Origin of the sequence: Kocuria sp. KD4 (assembly GCF_011769905.1) — a bacterium.
In the GTDB taxonomy this organism is placed as follows: Bacteria; Actinomycetota; Actinomycetes; order Actinomycetales; family Micrococcaceae; genus Kocuria; species Kocuria marina.
On sequence record NZ_CP050449.1, the window covers coordinates 37,570 to 57,177 of the forward strand.

18 protein-coding genes and 1 pseudogene are annotated in these 19,608 nt (G+C 68.3%); 14 read left to right on the forward strand and 5 right to left on the reverse strand.

Annotation, left to right across the window (positions count from 1 at the left end):
* Positions 1–32: 32 nt before the first annotated feature.
* Complete coding sequence (locus HBK84_RS00150; protein ID WP_085108198.1) at positions 33–863, reverse strand: aldo/keto reductase; 831 nt, start codon at positions 861–863, stop codon at positions 33–35.
* A gap of 145 nt (positions 864–1,008) precedes the next feature.
* On the opposite strand from HBK84_RS00150, the gene HBK84_RS00155 reads away from it, so the two are divergent.
* The gene (locus HBK84_RS00155) at positions 1,009–1,347 is read left to right on the forward strand and encodes a hypothetical protein (RefSeq protein ID WP_144932800.1); all 339 of its coding nucleotides are present in this window, start codon (positions 1,009–1,011) and stop codon (positions 1,345–1,347) included.
* Between the two features lie 78 nt (positions 1,348–1,425).
* On the opposite strand, the gene HBK84_RS00160 is transcribed toward HBK84_RS00155, so the two are convergent.
* Positions 1,426–2,118, reverse strand: coding sequence for a hypothetical protein (locus HBK84_RS00160; RefSeq protein WP_167317877.1), 693 nt, complete (start codon positions 2,116–2,118; stop codon positions 1,426–1,428).
* Positions 2,119–2,161: 43 nt separating this feature from the next.
* On the opposite strand from HBK84_RS00160, the gene HBK84_RS00165 reads away from it, so the two are divergent.
* The 5 genes and pseudogenes from HBK84_RS00165 to HBK84_RS00185 form a co-directional block, all read left to right on the forward strand.
* Positions 2,162–3,499, forward strand: coding sequence for an MFS transporter (locus HBK84_RS00165; protein WP_159450052.1), 1,338 nt, complete (start codon positions 2,162–2,164; stop codon positions 3,497–3,499).
* An 85-nt stretch (positions 3,500–3,584) separates the two neighbouring features.
* Positions 3,585–4,070, forward strand: a complete 486-nt coding sequence (locus tag HBK84_RS00170; RefSeq protein WP_064846950.1) for a MarR family winged helix-turn-helix transcriptional regulator — start codon at positions 3,585–3,587, stop codon at positions 4,068–4,070.
* Positions 4,071–4,099: 29 nt separating this feature from the next.
* Positions 4,100–6,067 carry an ABC transporter ATP-binding protein gene (locus tag HBK84_RS00175; protein WP_370520552.1) on the forward strand — a complete coding sequence of 656 codons (1,968 nt, stop codon included), beginning with the start codon at positions 4,100–4,102 and terminating at the stop codon, positions 6,065–6,067.
* 3 nt (positions 6,068–6,070) lie between these two features.
* A complete protein-coding gene (locus HBK84_RS00180; protein WP_167317878.1) occupies positions 6,071–6,661 on the forward strand; it encodes a DUF421 domain-containing protein in 591 nt (196 codons plus the stop codon).
* A gap of 662 nt (positions 6,662–7,323) precedes the next feature.
* Positions 7,324–7,846: pseudogene (locus HBK84_RS00185) on the forward strand (transposase); the annotation flags it as partial.
* 94 nt (positions 7,847–7,940) lie between these two features.
* Here HBK84_RS00185 and HBK84_RS13010 read toward each other — a convergent pair.
* Positions 7,941–8,075: a hypothetical protein gene (locus tag HBK84_RS13010; protein WP_255458068.1), complete on the reverse strand. Its 135-nt coding sequence runs from the start codon at positions 8,073–8,075 to the stop codon at positions 7,941–7,943.
* 157 nt (positions 8,076–8,232) lie between these two features.
* On the opposite strand from HBK84_RS13010, the gene HBK84_RS00190 reads away from it, so the two are divergent.
* The 6 genes from HBK84_RS00190 to HBK84_RS00215 all read left to right on the forward strand — a co-directional run bounded on the left by HBK84_RS00190 (position 8,233) and on the right by HBK84_RS00215 (position 15,357).
* On the forward strand, positions 8,233–9,399 hold the full coding sequence (locus HBK84_RS00190; RefSeq protein WP_144997545.1) for an ABC transporter ATP-binding protein: 1,167 nt from the start codon (positions 8,233–8,235) through the stop codon (positions 9,397–9,399).
* A complete protein-coding gene (locus HBK84_RS00195) occupies positions 9,396–10,199 on the forward strand; it encodes an ABC transporter permease (RefSeq protein WP_240919029.1) in 804 nt (267 codons plus the stop codon). Before HBK84_RS00190 ends, HBK84_RS00195 begins: the two co-directional genes overlap by 4 nt.
* Complete coding sequence (locus tag HBK84_RS00200; protein WP_064846971.1) at positions 10,196–10,873, forward strand: ABC transporter permease; 678 nt, start codon at positions 10,196–10,198, stop codon at positions 10,871–10,873. Before HBK84_RS00195 ends, HBK84_RS00200 begins: the two co-directional genes overlap by 4 nt.
* The gene (locus HBK84_RS00205; RefSeq protein WP_206069167.1) at positions 10,870–11,856 is read left to right on the forward strand and encodes an ABC transporter substrate-binding protein; all 987 of its coding nucleotides are present in this window, start codon (positions 10,870–10,872) and stop codon (positions 11,854–11,856) included. The genes HBK84_RS00200 and HBK84_RS00205 overlap by 4 nt, the downstream gene beginning before the upstream one ends.
* A 512-nt stretch (positions 11,857–12,368) precedes the next feature.
* A complete protein-coding gene (locus HBK84_RS00210; protein ID WP_085108222.1) occupies positions 12,369–14,333 on the forward strand; it encodes an amylosucrase in 1,965 nt (654 codons plus the stop codon).
* A 415-nt stretch (positions 14,334–14,748) separates the two neighbouring features.
* Positions 14,749–15,357: a hypothetical protein gene (locus HBK84_RS00215; protein ID WP_167317879.1), complete on the forward strand. Its 609-nt coding sequence runs from the start codon at positions 14,749–14,751 to the stop codon at positions 15,355–15,357.
* Between the two features lie 90 nt (positions 15,358–15,447).
* Here HBK84_RS00215 and HBK84_RS00220 read toward each other — a convergent pair whose 3' ends face one another.
* Positions 15,448–16,104 carry an N-acetyltransferase gene (locus tag HBK84_RS00220; RefSeq protein ID WP_144997539.1) on the reverse strand — a complete coding sequence of 219 codons (657 nt, stop codon included), beginning with the start codon at positions 16,102–16,104 and terminating at the stop codon, positions 15,448–15,450.
* A gap of 162 nt (positions 16,105–16,266) precedes the next feature.
* Here HBK84_RS00220 and HBK84_RS00225 point away from each other — a divergent pair, with 162 nt between their 5' ends.
* Both HBK84_RS00225 and HBK84_RS00230 read left to right on the forward strand, forming a co-directional pair.
* Entirely contained in the window at positions 16,267–16,887 is a 621-nt protein-coding gene (locus HBK84_RS00225) for a superoxide dismutase (protein WP_035962724.1), read from the forward strand.
* Positions 16,888–17,067: 180 nt separating this feature from the next.
* On the forward strand, positions 17,068–18,045 hold the full coding sequence (locus tag HBK84_RS00230) for a D-glycerate dehydrogenase (protein WP_167317880.1): 978 nt from the start codon (positions 17,068–17,070) through the stop codon (positions 18,043–18,045).
* Positions 18,046–18,139: 94 nt separating this feature from the next.
* Here the strand turns inward: HBK84_RS00230 and HBK84_RS00235 are convergent, their stop codons facing one another.
* Positions 18,140–19,576, reverse strand: a complete 1,437-nt coding sequence (locus HBK84_RS00235; protein ID WP_240919030.1) for a cysteine desulfurase family protein — start codon at positions 19,574–19,576, stop codon at positions 18,140–18,142.
* Positions 19,577–19,608: the final 32 nt, after the last annotated feature.

Here is a 19,608-nt window from a genome sequence, read left to right on the forward strand (position 1 = left end):
CGCCGCGTCACGGGACGCGCGTGTCGGAGGTGTCAGTCGTTGAAGTCGGCGGGGTCGGGGCCGAGGCGCCCGTCCTCGCGGGACAGCCCGCTGATCCGCTCGATCTCGTCCTGGCTCAGGGTGAGTTCCTGGGCGTCCCAGTTCTCCTGGATACGCTCCGGGGTCACGGACTTGGGGAACACCACGTTGCCCAGGGCCAGGTGCCACGCGATGATGACCTGCGCGGGGGTGGCGTCGTGGGCGCGGGCGATCTCACCGATGGTCTCGTCCTGCAGCTCCGCCTTGCCCTGGCCCAGCGGGGACCACGCCTCGGTCACGATCTGGTGCTGGGCGCCGATCTCGCGCAGGCGCTCCTGGGTGAAGTACGGGTGCAGCTCGATCTGGTGCACTGCGGGGACCACGCCGGTGTCCAGGACGTCCTGCAGGGCCTTCTCCGTGAAGTTGGAGACACCGATGGAACGCGCCTTACCGGACTCCTTGATCTCCTGGAACGCCTTCCAGGTCTCCACGTACTTGCCCTTCTCGGGCTGCGACCAGTGGATGAGGTAGAGGTCGACGTAGTCCAACCCGAGCCGTTCGAGGGACGCGTCGATGGCCTGCAGTGCGGAATCGTGGCCCTGGTCGTCGTTCCACAGCTTGGTGGTCACGAACAGTTCCTCGCGGGGGATCCCGCTCTTGGCGATCGCACGACCCACACCTTCTTCATTGCCGTAGATCTTGGCGGTGTCGATGTGTCGGTAGCCGATCTGCAGTGCCTTGCTCACGACGTCCTCGGCGACGTCCGCCGCGACCTGCCACACCCCGTACCCGAACTGGGGGATGGTGTTTCCGTCGTTGAGCTGCACGGTCTGGTTGGTGGGCATGAGGGCAAATCCTTTCGTTGACAACTACCGCTCAGTCAACTGCCTACCGGGTGGTTCTGACAAGCCCTTTACGTTCTGGGTGAAGTCCCTGGTGGGGGCGGGTATCCCGGCGGGAGGCCCCGCGGAAACGTGATGGAATAGGGGTATGCAGTTCAATTTCCGGCGCGTCAAATCCCCCGCTTACCTCACGTCCGTGGGTCTCCTGCTCATCGGTCTGCTGTTCGCCCTGGCCTCGGTGGCCGTGGCCGCCTGGATCTTCTTCCTCCTGGGTATCGCCCTGAACGTGGTGACCGTGAGCGTCACGGACGTTCCCGATTCCTCGTCCCGCGCCCGCGGTGCCGGCACCCGGGTGGTCGTGGAGCCCGAGGCGGACACCGAGCAGCACGCGGCGGTCCCACCCGCCGGATCGTCTCCCGCGGGTTCGTCGTCCCTGCGCCGGGACGAGGAGTGGGTCCGGGACGCACACGAGGGTTCCCGCCAATGACCCTGCCCTGGCAGTGTGCCGTCGTTCCGCGGCACCGGAGCTGATGACGACGGCGCGGTATGGGACCCTGCCCCGCGGTCAGTTCATGGCCGCGGCGCGGTAGATCTGCTGCACCGTCGGTTCGGGCAACCGGGTTTCGATCCCCACCGTGTTCTCCGGGTCCGAGCGCAGGTAGCGCACCGGCCCGTGCGATCCCACGGTGAGCTTCTCGGCGTCAGCCAGTGCGTAGACCGCGTCCAGCACGGCGGTGAACGCCGGGCCCTGCGTAGGGTTCACGCGCAGGGTGAGGTGGGCGGTCACGGTGTCCGAGACGCCGTTCTCGTCGAAGGGGGACTCCACGTCCAGCTCGCGTACGATGCCCACACCGTGGCCGATCACTCCCGGCAACCGCGCGGCCAGGTGGCCCCGGGCGCGGGCGAACGCGCCCCGCAGCACCGCGACCCAGGACAGCGCGGCCAGCGCGAGCACCACCGCGATGACCCCGAGCCACAACCCGTTGCGGGTGTCCGTGTACCGGATGGCGCTGAGCACCACCACGAGCGCGGAGACCAGGGGGATTACGAGCAGCAGGGAAGCCGTGAGCTTCTCGCGCAGGGTGGGCTTGGCGGAGAGGTCGGGATCGGCCCCCGGGGCCCCGGTGCCGGTACCCGCGGAACCGGTCCCTGCGGCGTCGTCCGACGCGGGTGCGCGGCCCAACTGACGCATGGCGGCGGCGTCGAACCCGTGGTCGTCAACGGTCACGGGCGCGGGCCAGGTGTCGTGGGAGTCCATGCCTCCCATTATGGTGGCATGGACGTCCAGGAGAGGTGGCCCCGTGCTCGCAGTCGATCCACGCCCCGAGCGTTCGGTGTCCGCCCGTGCGCCCCGCGCGGGACTGCTGCTGGTCGGCGTGCTCCTGCTGGGGGCCAACCTGCGGGCGGGGATCACCGCGGTGGGCCCGGTGCTGCCGCAGATCGAACACGAGGTGGGATTGAGCGCGTCGCAGGCGTCGCTGCTCGTGAGCCTGCCGCTCGTGGCGTTCGCCGTGATCTCCCCCTTCGCGCCGCGACTCGCGGAGGCATTCCGGCTCGAACGGGTCCTGGGTCTCGCCCTCGTGGTCCTCGCGGCGGGCATCGTGGTCCGCTCGGTTCCCGGACCCGGATTGATCTGGGTGGGCACGGGATTGCTGGGCGCGGCCATCGCGGTGCTCAACGTGCTCATCCCGTCCCTGATCAAACGTGACTGGCCGCACCGGATCGGCCCCATGACGGGTGTGTACCAAGCGGTCACGGCGCTGACCGCGGCGCTCGCCTCCGGTGTGGTGGTCCCCATCGCGGACGTCGCCCCGTCCGGCTGGCGGTTCGCGCTCGGGATCTGGGCGGCCGTGGCGATCATCGGCGTGGCCGTCTTCCTGCCGTGGATCCTGGGGGTGGCCTCCCGGGTGGGCTCGGGCACTGCCGCTCCCCGGGCTGCGGCCCCCGGCCCGGCGGCCCCCGATGCGACGGGGCCTGGTTCGCCGACTCCGAGTTCAGGAGCGGACGACGACGCCGCACCGGCGGTTCCCCCGGCCGTCACCGCGTCCGTTGCACGTTCCCGGGCCCGGCTCCCGCTGGGCTCCGCCCTGGCCTGGCAAGTGACCGTGTACATGGGGCTGCAGTCCACCGTCTACTACACGATGGTCACATGGCTGCCGACGATCCAGATCTCCGCCGGCGCTACCCCGGTCCAGGCCGGGTGGTACCACTTCGCGTTCCAGGCGTGCGGACTCGTGGGGACTCTCTTCGCCGCGTTCATGATCCCCCGGCTCCGGGAGCAGTCCGGTCTGGGTGCGGTGTTCGCTGCCTCAGCGGTGATCGGTCTGCTGGGTCTGCTGTTCGTCCCCTCCCTGTCCCTGTTGTGGGCGCTGTTCATCGGGTTCTGCACCGGCGGGGCGATCGTGCTGGCCATGGCCCTGTTCGGGCTGCGCACCACGGACTACCACCGGGCTGCGGCCCTGTCCTCCATGGCGCAGAGCGTGGGGTACCTCTTCGCCGCGCTCGGCCCCGTGATGATCGGGTTGTTGGAGGACGCCTCCGGGTCCTGGACCGCACCGCTGCTCGTGATGGTCGGGGTGGCCGTGGCACAGGGCGTGTTCATCGCGCTCGCGGGGCGGCGTCGCACGCTGGGTGCCTGAGCGGTCGGCGTGGGGCGGGGTCACCCAGGTCCTTAGATACGCGAGATATTTGCTGCGTCAATATATGCTCACTACACTCGTGAGTATGGAAGAGACAAAGTGGCTGTCAGAGGACGAGCGGGAAGCGTGGCTCGCGCTCGTCTCCATCATGTTCCGCCTGCCGGGTGCCGTGGAGGGGCAGTTGCGCAGCGAGGAGGACATGTCACTCGCGGAATACCTGGTGCTCGCCATGCTGTCCGAAGCCCCGGACCACCGGCATAAGATGTCCGCTCTGGCCACGGCCACGAACACGTCCCAGTCCCGGCTCTCGCGAATCGTCGCGCGGATGGAGAAAGACGGGTTGGTCACTCGCGCGGGCCGTCAGGACGACCGCCGCGTGGTGATCGCGGAGATCACCCCCGCGGGACTCGAACGTTTGCGTGAGGCTGCTCCCGCCCACGTGCGTCATGTGCGGGAAATCGTCTTCGACCGACTGGCCCCCGAGCAGGTGGGCCAACTCAGTGAGATCGGCCGCGCCCTCAACCGCGGCTCCAATACCCGCGGTGCCATGGGGCTGGACTGCCCCGCGTGATTCCCTGACCCGGGGATACAGTTGCGAGCGTGAGTATGCAGAGCGCCCACATGGCCATGTGGCGGACCATGAAGGGGCAGGAGAACAAGGGCCGCAAGATCAGCGGTGAAACCGTGCGACGCATCATCACGTTCGCGCGTCCCCACCGCCATGCGATCCTGGCGTTCGTCCTGGTGTCGGTGGCCCTGGCCGTTCTGGGTGTGGTCACGCCCGTGCTGGCCGGGCGGGTGGTCAATGCGATCACCGGCGGGCACGACGTCTCCGTGGTGGTGTGGCTCGCGGTGGCCATCGCGGCGGTAGCCATCACGGACGCTGGACTGTCCCTGCTGAACAGGTGGCAGTCCTCACGAATCGGTGAAGGGCTCATCTACGATCTGCGCACCGCCGTGTACGACCACGTGCAGACCATGCCGCTCGCCTTCTTCACCCGCACGCGCACCGGGGCTCTCGTGTCCCGGCTGAACACGGACGTGATCGGCGCGCAGCGCGCGTTCGCCGGGACCCTGTCGGGTGTGGTGTCCAACGTGGTGTCCCTGCTGCTGACCGTAGGGGTCATGGTCACCATCTCGTGGCAGGTCACCGCGCTGTCCCTGCTGCTGTTGCCCATCTTCCTGATCCCCGCCCGGGCCATGGGTGGCCGGTTGGCCGCGTTGCAGCGTCGCTCCGCCCAATACAACGCCCAGATGTCCACGCGGATGACCGAGCGGTTCTCCGCCGGTGGCGCCACCCTGGTCAAGCTCTACAGCGATCCCGCGCAGGAATCGCGGGAGTTCGCCGCCCGCGCGAACGACGTCCGGGGAATCGGGATCCGCGCGACCATGTTGCAGACCACGTTCGTCACCGCCCTGACCCTGGTCTCCGCCCTCGCGCTGGCGCTCGTGTACGGCGTGGGCGGAGCGCAGGCCCTGCTGGGCCACCTGGACGCGGGCTCGGTCGTGGCCCTGGGCATGCTTCTGACCAGGTTGTATACCCCGTTGACCATGTTGGCGAACGCCCACATGGACATCATGAGCGCGGTGGTCAGCTTCGAGCGCGTCTTCGAGGTCCTGGACATCAAGCCCCTCATCACCGAGAGCCCCGAGGCGCGTGCCCTGCCCGAGGGGCCCGTGGCCGTGGAGTTCGATCACGTGCGCTTCTCCTACCCCTCCGCGGACAAGGTCTCGCTCGCGTCCCTCGAGGACGTGGCCGTCCTGGATTCACGCGGCGGCGAGGAAGTCCTGCACGATATAGACTTCCGGGCGGGACCCGGCCACACCGTGGCCCTTGTGGGGTCCTCCGGGGCCGGGAAGTCCACGATCGCGCAGTTGGTCGCGCGGTTGTACGACGTCGACTCGGGCGCGGTCCGGCTCGGCGGCCAGGACGTGCGGGACACGACCTTCGAATCGCTGCGCCGCTCCGTGGGAATGGTCATGCAGGACGGGCACCTGTTCCACGACACGATCCGCGCGAACCTCGGTGTGGCCCGGGAGGGGGTCACGGACGCCGAGCTGTGGAACGCCCTGGAGCGCGCTCGGTTGCGGCACGTGATCGAATCCCTCCCGGACGGTCTGGACACCGTGGTGGGGGAGCGCGGCTACCGGCTCTCGGGTGGCGAGCGCCAGCGCCTCACGATCGCTCGCTTGCTGTTGGCCCAACCCCGCGTGGTGATCCTGGACGAGGCGACCTCCGCCCTGGATTCCACGAACGAGGCCTACGTGCAGGCGGCACTCGACGAGGCGATGTCCGGGCGCACCGCCGTGGTCATCGCGCACCGGCTGTCCACGATCCGCCAGGCGGACCAGATCCTCGTGATCGAGGCCGGCCGAATCGTGGAGCGCGGTTCCCACGAGGAACTGCTCGCACGCGCTGGCCGCTACGCAGAGCTGCACGCCACGCAGTTCGCGGCGGGCCGCAAGGACGACGCCGCTGCCCGGCTCGATGACGCCACCCGGCCCAAGGAAGGCGCCGGACCGGCGTCGTCGGCATCGCTGGAACGCGGCGGCACGGGTCGGGGCTGAGGCATGCCGTCCTGGGAGGGTCTGGGCTCCGAACTGGGGATCACGTCCGCCCATGCGATCGTGGTGGTGCTCTCCGCGGTGGGGATCTACGTGGCATTCCTCGTCTTCGTGCGGATCTTCGGCCAGCGGGTGCTCACGGCCATGTCCACGTTCGACGTGGTGATCACTGTGATGCTGGGTGCCGTGGCGGGGCGCGTGATCCTGGGGCACCCGCCGACACTCATGAGCGGTGTGCTGGGACTGGGCACCCTGTTCCTGCTGGAAGTGGTGTTCGGCCACCTGGGCACGCGGGCTCGGTGGCAGCGCGTGTTCAATTCACCCGCCCGCCTGCTCATGATCGGTGACCGCGTGGACGAGCACGCCCTGCGTCGCGCCCACATCACGCATTCCGAACTCAACGGGGCACTGCGTCGGGCGGGGGTGCGCTCCTACCGCGAGGTGGCGTGCGTGCTGCACGAACCCGGGGGCGGGATCAGTGTGCTGCGCCGGGGGGTTCCCATCGACCGCCGGATCCTCGCGGACGTGGCCGGGGCGGACCGGATCCCGGAGGAGTTCCTGACCGAGGACATCGGGGACGCGCCACTTGATCGGTGAACTGACTGATGGGAACCCACCCCGGTGGTGCGGGGCGAAGTCCCAGGGATGCTCTATAGCAGGCTCGGTTGGTGGAACCTCGTAGAAAGAGAATGTCATAGAATTCAAAAGTCCGATCACAGTTTACTGCAGTGCGTTTGCAGTGATCGGATTGACCATATGCGGATGGTTGCTGATTTCTAAGGGGGTTGTTTTCCCTTGGCCCTGACTCTGGCGTTTTTCTGTCTAGGGTCTCTCATGACATCCTTTTTCGTCGTTTCCGATGCCGTCTGGGGAAAGCAGATGCGGTGGGATTCGAACGCCTACAGGTCCGGTAGTGCGAGTGAATAGGACGTAGACAAGGATCTCAAGACCGGCCGGCGCATATTTGATCTGCGTTTTCATCATCAGTGCGATACTGGCAATCTGGTTCTTCGTGGTTGGGGGTGTGGTGGGGGTTCGCGCGGCGGTGGTCGCATGGACGTCGGGGTCCCCGTGGATGGAGGTTTTGCACTCACCATCCGGAAGAGCTCGACGTGTTCAACGCTATCTTCGCCGCGCTGTGCCTGATCACGTTCTGCCGCCTCGACGCACATGGCCTCGAAGCCGTCGGGCAGCGACTCGACCCGGGTCGGGCGGTCATCGAGTGTCGTGTCGTCGAGGGTGATCCGTGGTGGCGTAAGTTCAGCGGGTTAAAGGCCGCCGCGGCGGAAGAGCTGCCCGACGCGGTCCCGGTGATGGACCCGTTCCATGTCGTTCGTCTGGCCGGCGACGCCCTCGACCGGTGCCGGTCTGCTCACCGAGAAGCACACCGCCCGCTTCAACGCCGTGTTAGCGATCGAGGAGCATGTCGAGGTCGAAGCGACCTGAGGCATTTACCAGCGCATTGTCCCCGCCTACCGCGAGCCCGAGAAGAAGAAGGCGAAGCAGATGATGCAAGCGGTGATCCACGCGCTTAGCAGCGGTGTCCCGGCTACGCTCGTCGATATCCGCAAGCTTGGCCACACCTTTAGGCAACGCGCCTTCGACGTGTTCGCGTTCTTCGACCGGTCAGGCACCAGCAACGGGCCGACAGAGGCGATCAATGGGCGCGTTAAGCACCTGCGCGGCTCCGCTTTCGGTTTCGGCAACCTCACCAACTTCATCACCGGGAGCCTGCTCGAGGCTGGAGGATTCAGACCACACCTACACCCTCGAATGCGATGAGCCGGCAATCCCGGTGTTCATCCAGACGCGGGACATCATACAAATCTGACTCGTGAGCGGCGCGCGTGAGTGCAAAATAAAATGGGTGGGGCATTTACGGGTGTTCCGCCCATCGCTGTGGTCGGGGCTTGGGGGTGCGCGTGGCCGCGCGTTGTCCCCGCTCGCGCAGCTTCTGCTCCAGTTCGGACTCGCTGGTGCTGCCCAGGCGGTTCCGATCCTTGGCCGCCATCGAGGACGTCTTCCTCGTGCCTTCCTTCCGGACGGCATGCTTCAGCGGCACTTGTGACGGCTCCACCGGGTGAACCGTCACGAATCTGGAAATGGTCCGCTCACCGATGGTTTTGCGCCGTTAGGATGAAACCACGGCTACGAAGGGATACGGCCCCATGACCGATCTGGCGATCCGCTACCGCGGGGTGAGCAAAGTCTATTCGGACGGTACTGCCGCGGTGGATAACTTGGACCTGGACGTTCCCGCGGGTTCCCTCACGGTGTTCGTGGGCCCATCCGGCTGCGGCAAGACCACGTCCCTGCGGATGCTCAACCGCATGGTGGAGCCCTCCTCGGGGACGGTGGAGGTCAACGGTCAGGACGTCGCGAGCATCCCGGCCGCCAAGCTGCGCCGCTCCATGGGGTACGTGATGCAGCAATCGGGCCTGCTGCCCCACAAGACCGTGGAGGACAACATCGCCACGGTCCCCCGGCTGAACGGGGTGTCCAAACGGGAGTCCCGCGCGCACGCCCGGCAGTTGCTGGGCTCGGTGGGATTGGACGAGTCCGTGGCCACCCGGTACCCGGCGCAGTTGTCCGGAGGTCAGCAACAACGCGTGGGCGTGGCACGTGCCCTGGCCTCGGATCCGCCCATCCTGCTCATGGACGAACCGTTCTCCGCCGTGGACCCCGTGGTGCGCCAGGACCTGCAGAGCGAATTGTTGGACCTGCAGAAGCGGTTGCACCGCACCATCATCTTCGTGACCCACGACATCGACGAGGCGATCCTGCTGGGCAACCGCGTGGCCGTGTTCGCGCGCGGGGGCAGGCTCGCGCAGTACGCGACCCCGGAGGAACTGCTGCGGGCCCCCGCGGACGACTTCGTCGCGGACTTCATCGGCCGTGACCGCGGGTTCCGTTCGCTGAGCTTCGACAACGCCTCCGTGGCACTGCAGCCCGTCACGGTTCTGGTCGTGGACACCGGCGAGCGCTTCCTGGTGGGCCCCTGCAGCGAGGACCCCGCGCCGTGGCAGGCGGCGGGAGCGGCGTCGTCGTCGGACTGGGTGCTCGCGGTGGACGAGCGCCGCCACCCGCTGGGCTGGCTGCCCGTGACGGCGTCCGGAGAACCGGCCGCGCGCGAGGAACTGCGTGTGGGAGGAACCCTGTGGCACGACGGCGGGTCGTTGCGCACCGCGCTCGACGCCGCCCTGTCCTCCCCGTCCGGGCAGGCCGTGGCCGTGCACCGCGACGGCTCCGTGGCGGGCGTAGTGCCCGGCGAGGACGTGATGCGCGCGGTCGAAGAGCAGCGCTCGGCGCGCTACGACAGGTCGGAACGCTCGTGAACTGGCTGTCGAACAACTGGTCCACGGTCCTGGACCTCGCTGGCGCGCACCTGATCCAGTCCATCGTGCCCGTGGTCGTGGGCCTGCTGATCAGCGTCCCGCTTGCCCGGTTGGCCACGAGCAGACGCTGGTTGCGTCCGGTGTTCGTCACGGGCTCGTCACTGCTGTACACGATCCCCTCGCTGACCCTGTTCGTGGTCCTGCCGCTGATCCTGGGCACGGGCATCACGTCCGTGGTCAACGTGATCGTGGCGCTGACCCTGTACGTGATCGCAATCCTGGTGCGCTCGTGCGTGGACGCGTTCGAGTCCCTGGACCGAGATGTCCTCCAGGCCGCCACCTCGCTGGGGTACAAACCCGTGCGCCGCTTCTTCGGGGTGGAACTGCCGCTGGCGGTGCCCGTGATGATTGCGGGGCTGCGCGTGGCCACGGTCTCCAACATCTCCATGGTCTCCGTGGGCGCCGTGATCGGCATCCAGTCCCTGGGCACCCTGTTCACGGACGGGCTGCGCCGCTCAATCGTCTCGGAGATCGTGGTGGGCATCGTGGCCACCGTGCTGATCGCGATCGTGCTGGATCAGCTCTTGCGTCTGCTCGGCCATGTCCTGACCCGCTGGCAGCGCACGGGGACCACGACGGCGCGCGAGCGGCGTCGTGCCGGGGCGGCACGGCACGACAGCGCTAACGGCCGAGCCGACCGGCCCGGGGGCGGGGACCCCGAGGGCCGCGATTCCGTGGCCGGTGCGCCCGGCGGCGCGGGCGCCGTCGCCGCGGTGGAAGCCCGGGGTGATTGCGCGTGAACCTGTTCTCGGAAGCCGCGCAGTTCCTGACCGACCCCGCCAACTGGAGCGGAGCCACCGGGATCCCGCAGCGTTTGCTCGAACACGTGGGCTACAGCGTGCTGACCATGGGGATCGCGCTCGCGATCGCCGTGCCCCTGGGCCTGTGGGTGGGCCACACACGCCGCGGCGGCGGCGTGATCGTGGGCCTGGCCGGCGCATTGCGCTCGCTGCCCACCCTGGGTCTGCTGAGCCTGTTCACGCTGCTCATGGGGCTGGGGCTCATGCCCCCCATCCTGGCGCTCGTGTTGCTGGCCATCCCGCCCATCCTTTCGGGCACGTACTCGGGGGTCGCCGCGGTCTCCCCGGCGCTCGTGGACGCAGCTCGTTCCATGGGCATGACCGAGGGTCAGGTACTCACGCGCGTGGAGATCCCCGTGGCGCTGCCGGTGATCCTGGGCGGGATCCGCAATGCCGCGTTGCAGGTGCTCGCGACCGTGACCATCGTGGCGTACATCAACCTGGGCGGTCTGGGCCGCTATCTGATCGACGGGCTCGCGGTGCGCGACTATGCGCGCATGCTCGCGTCCGTGGTACTCGTGGCCGTGCTCGCACTGGCCGCGGATGCAGTACTCGCTCTCGTACAACGCCTGGTGACGTCGCCGGGCCTCAGACTGGCAGGAGATCGACCATGACACCGTCCCCCTCTACGCAGCGCACGCGCGCTGCGCGCCGCGCCCTCCGCCCCGCCGCGTGGGCGGCCATGACCGCCACGGCCGTGTTCGCCCTCACCGCGTGCGGCGGCGGTTCCGACCCGCTCGCGGAGAACTCGGGCGACGCCGCCTCAGGCGGCTCCTCGGATGCCGTCACCGTGGGTTCTGCGGACTTCCCCGAGTCGCAGGTCATCGCCGAGCTCTACGCCGGGGTGCTGCGGGACGCGGGCGTCACGGTGGAGACCAAGCCGGGCATCGGCGCGCGCGAGGCCTACGTGGGTGCCGTCAAGGACGGTTCCGTGGACGTGGTCCCGGACTATTCCGGGAACCTGTTGCTCTTCGCGGACAAGGACGCCACCGCGGCCTCCGCCGAGGACATCATGAAGGCACTGCCTTCCGCGTTGGAGGGCCAGCAGCTCTCGGCGCTCGACCCCTCCCGCGCGGAGAACAAGGACGCCCTGGTGGTCACACAGGCCACCGCGGAGAAGTACGGTCTGACGTCCATCGAGGACCTCTCCTCGGTGTGCGGGGACCTGATCATGGCTGGCCCGCCGGAGTTCCAGGAACGCGCCTACGGCGTGGACGGGTTGAAGCAGAAGTACGACTGCTCCTTCAAATCCTTCCAGCCCATCAACGACGGCGGTGGCCCCCTCACCGTGCAGGCCCTGACCCAGGACGACGCCCAGGTGGCGGACATCTTCACCACCACCCCGGCCATCCAGGACCAGCACCTCACGGTGCTCGAGGACCCCAAGAACAACTTCATCGCCCAGCAGGTGCTCCCGCTCACCGCCCCGGACCGCTTGCCGCAGAACGCGGTGGACGCGCTGAACGAGTTCTCCACCAAGCTGACCACCCAGGACCTGATCGACCTCAACCGCAAGGTCAGCGGGGACCAGCAGCAGAACCCCGCGGACGCCGCCAAGCAGTGGCTCTCCGACCACGGGTACGAGAAGGCCTCCTGATCCGCGACACCCGCAGCGACGTCGGCCGACGAACCGCCGTCAGGGTCACCTGGTGACGTCCGGAATCCACCCCACGGGGTGGGATCGCCCGGTGCTCCCCGCATGGGGAAGCACCGGGCGTTCGTCATGTTCCGTTCATCCGCGTCCGGCCGAGCGCGTTCTCCACGGCCGTGTGCGCGGTTCTGCACAGGCTTGTCCACACCCGCTGGGGATTCGCGTCATATCGCCCTGACCTGGGGTTTCAGAGGTATCGCCCCACGTGGCCCACCCGGGAACGCGCCATGGTTTCCACACCTGTGGATAACTCTGTGCACAACCTGTGGGGTGAATACGGGGTGCGGGGACGAGTCACGCGGACGTCACCTGAGCGTCGAGTGCAACCGCGCCCGTATCCTGGACGCAACCGGCCCGCGGGAACGCGGAGGCGGTCGATCCGAGCTCGGCATCAAGGGGGATCCCGGGCACCATGACTCCCCACGCACGTGACGTGCGTCAACCGAGGAGGCATTCCCGTGTTGTCCGAACCCTCGATCCCCCGGGACACCACCGATCGCGAACACGTACTCGAATCGGTGCGGGAGCATCTCGCGCTGGATACGCGCGCGACCCCCGAGGAACGCACCGTCTTCCTTGGTCGGCTCAGCCGTCAGCTGGACCGTCTGATCACCTCCTTGCACGCGGTCTACGGACCCGGGCTCGGTATCTGGGACACCGTGACCCGCGCCGTCCTCACCGCGTGGGAGGCCTATGTGCAGCGCCCCCGGGACCTCAAGGACCTGGACCGCCGCCGCGAGGACCAACTGCCGTGGTTCACGTCCCGGGAGGCCGTGGGCGGGGTGTGTTACGTGGACCGCTACGGCGGGGACCTCGCGGGGATCCGGGAGAAGATCCCGTACTTCGAAGAACTCGGGCTGACCTACCTGCACCTCATGCCCCTCTACGAGAGCCCCGCCGGCAACTCGGACGGGGGGTACGCGGTGTCCTCCTACCGCCGGGTGGACCCGGAGCTAGGGACCATGGCGGAGCTCGCGGACCTGGCGGCCGAACTGCGGGCCCAGGGGATCGCCCTGGTGCTGGACTTCGTGTTCAACCACACCTCCAACGAGCATGAGTGGGCCCGGGCCGCGGCCGCCGGGGACCCGTTCTACGAACGCTTCTACTGGATGTACTCGGAGCGCACCGTGCCGGACGAGTTCGAGCGCACCGCGCGGGAGATCTTCCCGGATGACCACCCCGGGGTGTTCACGCGCGTGGACAGCACGCCGGCGGGACGGGACGCGAGCCCCTACGACCCGGATCCCCGGTGGGTATGGACCACGTTCCACCGCTTCCAGTGGGACCTCAACTACTCCAACCCCCACGTCTTCCACGCCATGGCCGCGGAAATGCTGTTCCTGGCCAACCAGGGGGCCCAGGTGCTGCGCCTGGACGCCGTGGCGTTCATCTGGAAGCAACTCGGCACCTCGTGCGAGTCCCAGCCACAGGTCCACGATCTGCTGCGCGCGTTCAACGCCGTGACGGCCCTGGCCGCCCCGGCCGTGGAGTTCAAGTCGGAGGCGATCGTCCACCCGGACGAGGTCATCCGCTACGTCCACCCGGACCAGTGTGCGCTGTCCTACAACCCCCTGCAGATGGCCCTCACATGGGAGGCCATGGCCACCCGGGACGTCTCCCTGCTCTCCGCCGCGCTCGCCGAACGTCACGAGACGCCAGCGGGCACCGCGTGGGTCAACTACGTGCGCGGCCATGACGACATCGGGTGGACGTTCTCCGACGACGACGCCGCTCGCCTGGGTGTCGATGGCCACGACCACCGCCGCTTCCTTAATGCCTTCTACACCGGGCGCCACCCCGGTAGCTTCGCGCACGGCGTGGCCTTCCAGGGCAACCCCCGCACGGGCGATTGCCGGATCTGCGGCACCACCGCGTCCCTGTTGGGTCTGGAGACCGAGCCGGGTCCGGCCGTGGATCGGATCCTGCTGGCGCATTCGCTGGCCATGAGCACCGGCGGAGTCCCCCTGCTTTACCTGGGTGACGAGGTGGGTCAGCGCAACGACGTCCATTGGGACGAGAACCCGGACGCCGCGGACGACGCCCGCTGGGTCCATCGCCCGCGCTACCCCCGCGACGACTACGAACGCCGCCACGACCTGTTCTCGGTGCAGGGGCGGATCTTCGGCGGGATCCGGGGGATGATCTCGGTGCGCCGTGCCACCCCGGAGTTCGAGGGCACCGCGCTCATCCCGTTCATCACGCACAACCGCCATGTCCTGGGCTATCAGCGTCCCGGCGAGCACAGCGTGGTGCTGTGCCTGGCGAACTTCAGCGACTGGCCCCAGTTCGTCACGGGTGAGACGCTGAGCGGTTTCCTGCCCTCGGCGACCATGCTGCACGAGAACGAGCGGGTGGACCTGCGCGGGGGGATCCTGGTGGAGGCTCACGGTTTTCGGTGGCTGCGCGTGATTCCCACCTCCTGACACCGCGGAAATCACAGCGTCACATAACTGCCCCCTAAAAGGGGGTAACTCAACGCAGATAAGCGGACAGTGAGCGTTATCCACAACGCTTCTCCACAGGAGTGGATAAGTCACACGACTGTCATTCGACCCGGTTGGCCAGACGCTTGTTCGGTATTTACCCTGGTCATGCGTCGTTTCCTGCCGTTGCCGCGCCTGCCCAGGGTGTGTGCGTCGAAACTGTGTTCGAATTGTGCACAGACTTTTCCACCCCTGTGGATAACTTTTCTCCACCTTTTGTGGACGCGTCACACTTCCCCCGGCGGAGTGACGGCTTGTCGTCTTTGCATCAGACTGAGCGTCATAAGTTACTCGCGTGTAGTTGGTGTTCGGTGGGACGAACGCCATGGGGGGAAGCACGCACCAAGGGGGAAACATGTCTGTTCGCATCTCCGAGGTCGATTCCACCGACCACGGATTCTCGCTGCTCGTGGAGCAGGACGTGGCGGTCACCGCCCAGGAGTTCGATCTGGCCCTGGGCAGGCCCAGGGGGATGGGCCGATGGTTCGGGATCCACGTCACGTGGCCCACGTCCCTGGACGATCAACTGCACGTGGGCTCGGCGATCGAGTTCGACGCTCCGGTGGGGCCGTTCACGTTCGACTACGTCATGATCGTCGCGGACCGCGTGCCCGGTGAATCGCTCATGCTGCGCACCACCAAGGGGTTCGCGGACATGATCATGGAGTACGCGTGGCAGCCCACGAGCTCGGGGGTGACCGTCCAGCTGCGCGCGGATTTCCGACTGCGCGGGGGGTTGTGGTGGAAGCGCCCGTGGGCCCGGATGATGGCCCGCCGCCGACTTGCCCAGGGGCTGGAACGCATGCGGCGGGATCTGGCCGCGGGGCAGCCGGGGGAGTTGGCAACGTCGTCGACCGAGCATCCCTCTCGCGGCACCGGCCACGGCGTGCGGGCTGCTGCCCACGGCAGGCACGCGGGAACGCACCGCAAGGCCACGGGGCGGCGACGCGCGCAACGCGCGTGAACCGCTTGAAACGCGCGTACTACTGAGAGCTGTGCGGACGCCACCGGGACCAACGGGGGGGGGTGTCCCGCGGCGCCCGTCGGCACCGGATTACGGGCTGAGGCGGCGCTCCATGCGCATGACCGTGACCCGGTAATCCAACCGGGGGACGGTGAAATCCACGGCACCGCGGGGCGTGTAGCCCAGACCCGTGTAGAAACGCTTGAGCACCGGGTTGCCGTCATCGCAGTCCAGGCGGGAGACGCTCCGTCCGGACTCGACGATCACCCGTTCTGCGGTGCGGATCAGCCGGGCACCCGTGCCGGTGCCCGCGAGCGAGCGGTCCACCGCGACCCCGTGGGTGTAACCGGCGGGCTCCGGCTGCTCGCCCCAGATCTCAGGATCCGCCCAGATCACACGGATGCTCGCCAGGATCAGGCCGGGCTGCACAGGGGATTCCACGACCCACCACTCGCCGCGGTCGATCTCGCGGCGCACCTCGGCGGGGTCGAACTCGCCCTCGCGCCACTGGTCGATGCCCCGGCCCTGCAACCACCGCGCCAGACGGTCCCGCAGGTTCACGATGCCTTGCGCGTGCGAAGCCTGCGCGCGCGCGATCTCGAGGTCCGCGGGGTCGCCCTCGCCGGTTCGGGCCGCCAACGGGGCGTGGGCGGCGGCGGCGCGTCCCGGCGCGTGGGCGCTCGCGGTGGCGCCGCCGGAACCGGTCGCGGTCGCGGTGACCTCCAGGGCGGTATCGGGGGTGGACATGGGCCCGAGGATAGGTCACGGCCCGGGCGGCAAAGCACCGGTTGTGACGGAAGATGACGGGCTCCGTGAAACATACGCTAGTGGCTGAACGTCCTTGACCCGCCGAACCGCAGCGACGGACAGTTGAAGCATCACGCACCCGCAAAGGAAGGATGATTCACCGTGGCTGAAAAGTTCACTCTCCCCGATCTTCCCTATGACTACGCAGCGCTCGAGCCGCACATCTCGGCCCAGATCATGCAGCTGCACCACGACAAGCACCACAACACCTACGTGACCGGTGCCAACACCGCGCTCGAGAAGATGGAGGAGGCCCGCGCTAACGGCGACGCCGCCGGTGCCGCCAAGCTCTCCAAGGACCTCCAGTTCAACCTGGGCGGCCACATTAACCACTCCATCTTCTGGAAGAACCTCTCCCCGGAGGGTGGCGACAAGCCCGAGGGTGAGCTCGCCGCGGCGATCGACAACTTCTTCGGTTCCTTTGACGCCTTCCGCGACCAGTTCACCGCGGTGGCCACCACCATCCAGGGCTCCGGCTGGGCCATCCTGGCGTACGAGCCCATCGCCGGCAACCTGGTGATCGAGCAGATGTACGACCAGCAGAACGGTGTGCCCGTGGCCACCATCCCGCTGCTGCAGCTGGACATGTGGGAGCACGCCTTCTACCTGGACTACCAGAACGTGAAGGCCGACTACGTCAAGGCGTTCTGGAACATCGTCAACTGGGCGGACGTGGCCGAGCGCTTCGAGAAGGCTCGCGGCGGCGCCAAGTCCCTCATCTGATCTGGATGTGAAGTCCCGCACCCCACGGGGTGCCTCGGAACCCCGCACGGCAGTTCTCGTGGCCGCGCGGGGTTTCGTGTTCCTCCGGGCGGCCACCGCCGACGCCGCTCCCCACCTCCCACGCCCGCCCGCCCGGTCCGTGCCGCATGAGTCGGTGCGTGTCGTACCCGAGGAGAGTTCATGAAGACACCGCGTTTCCTGGTCACCCGTGAGATCCCCGAACCGGGGCCGTCCATCCTGGAGGACGCGGGCGACGTCGAGATCCGGGACGGGATGAGCGCGGACGAACTGCGCGAGGCAGTGACCGGCGGCGAGTACGACGTGGTGGTATCGCAGGTCTCCGACCGGTTCGACTCAGAGCTGCTGAGCGAGGCGCGGATCCGGGGGATCGCGAACTACGCGGTGGGGTACAACAACATCGACGTCGCGGCGGCCGCCGAACACGGGATCGCCGTGGGCAACACCCCGGACGTCCTCAATGACGCGACCGCCAACACCGCCATGTTGCTCCTGCTCGGCGCCGCGCGGCGTGCCCACGAGGCCGCCGAGTGCCTGCGGGACGGGAAGTTCACGGGGATCGGACCCAAACTGCTGGTCGGTCAGGACGTCACCGGGGCCACCCTGGGGATTGCGGGCATGGGCCGGATCGGCAAGGCCGTGGCCCGCAGGGCACTGGGTTTCGACATGACGGTGATCTTCACGCAGCGCCCGCCCGAGGACCGCGCGGTCTCCGACGACGAACTGGACGACCTGGCCGGGAGGGTGCGCCAGGTGCCGTGGGACGAACTGGTCGAGACGAGTGACTATCTCTCGCTGCACGTCCCGCTCACCGAGGACACCACGCACCTGGTCGACGCGGACGTGTTGCGGCGGATGAAGTCCACCGCGGTGCTCGTGAACACCGCCCGCGGCCCCGTGGTTGATGAAAATGCATTGGTTTCGGCGCTGCGGGACGGGGAGATCTTCGCGGCCGGGCTGGACGTGTTCGAGAACGAACCCGAGCTCGCGGACGGGCTGGCCGATCTGCCCAACGCGTTCTTGCTGCCGCACGTGGGTTCCGCAGAAGTGGGCTCACGGGCGGGGATGGCTCGCAAGGCCGCGGAGAACGCCGTGGCCATGGCCCGCGGTGAGAAGCCGCCGTACGAAGTGACGCCGTAGCGTCCTTCCCTCGGGGCGTCGCGCGGAGCGTGAACTCACCACGAGCGGCCCTGCGTCACGCCGACATCGGTGTGGCCGCGGGTGGGAACACCGGTCAGAGTGCGTGCTCGCCGCGGAGGTGGGCAATCACTTGCGCGGTGGCGCGGACGGCGCTGTCCACGTGGGCCTCGGTCGTCTCTCGGCCCAGGCTGAACCGCACCGACGTGGTGGCGAGCTCCGCGGGGATCCCCAGGGCCATGAGCACGTGGGAGGGCTCGCTGGAACCGGCCGCGCACGCCGAGCCCGAGGACACGAGCACCCCCAGGTTCTGGAGGTCCACCAGGACGGTTTCGCCATTGACGCCTGGGAAGCAGAAGGACGCGTTGGTCGGTAGTCGCGTGATCCCGTTCCGTCCCGACGTCGCTCCGACGGTTTCTGTCGCACGGCCGGCCGGCGGGATGAGGCCCTCGGAGGTGATCGAGGCTGGCGGGTCGACGGAAACGGCCGGGTCCGCGAAAGCAACCGGGCCGTCCGGAGCGACCGGGGTGGCACCGTCATTGCCGAGGTCGCCCACAACGTTTCGAGGATCCTGGCCGGTCAGGATTGCGTCCGGTACGGAGTTCAGGATGCCCGAGATCAGTCGGTCACGCAGGGCTGTCGAGCGGGCCGCGTAGGCCACCCGTTCTCGCTCGGCCAGCTCCAGCGCCACCGCCAGGCTCACGGCGCCGGCCACGGTGGAGGTTCCCGAGCGGCGCCCGCGCTCGTGACCGCCGCCGTTCAGCAGCGGGCGCAGCGGGGTGCCGCGCTTGAGCCACAGCAGGCCGATCCCTGGCGGCGTGCCGATCTTGTGTCCCGCCAGCGTCAGCGCGGCCACTCCCAGGTCTTCGACGTTCAGCGGCAGAGTGCCGGCCGCTTGCACGGCGTCCGTGTGTAGTGGAACCCCGTACTCCGCCGCGATCTCCGCCAGGGCGCGGATGTCCTGGACGGTCCCCACCTCGTTGTTGGCGAGCATCACCGACGCCACGGCCACGGTGGTCGGATCGGAGGCGCTGCTGCTCCCGGGAGGGGCATGGGAGGCGACGCCGCGGCAAGAGGCGGCACGGTCGGGGAGGGTGCGAGCGGCGTCGTCGGACACGAGGGCGGCGCGGAAGGTGTCGGGGGAGAGCGCACCGGAGGGATCGACGGGCAGTTCGAGCGTCTCGAAACCGTCATGCCGGGCGAGTGCGCGGGCGGATTCCAGGACGGCGTCGTGCTCGATGGCGCTGACCAGCACGCGGTGACGCGAAGGCTGCCGTTCCTGGCGGGCCAGGGCGATGCCCTTGACCGCCAGGTTGTCCGCCTCGGTGCCGCCGGAGGTGAAGATGATCTCACCCGGGCGGGCCCCGAGGACCGCGGCAACGCGCTGGCGGGCGTCCTCGAGGGCGCGGGCGGCGCGCTGGCCGCGCTCGTGATGACTGGACGCGTTACCGAACCCGCCGGTCAACCACGGCCACATGGCCTCGAGCACTTCGCGGCGCGGGGCGGTGGTCGCCGCGTGATCCAGGTAGATCATGATGTGACCTCTCGTGATGACGGACATGTCGT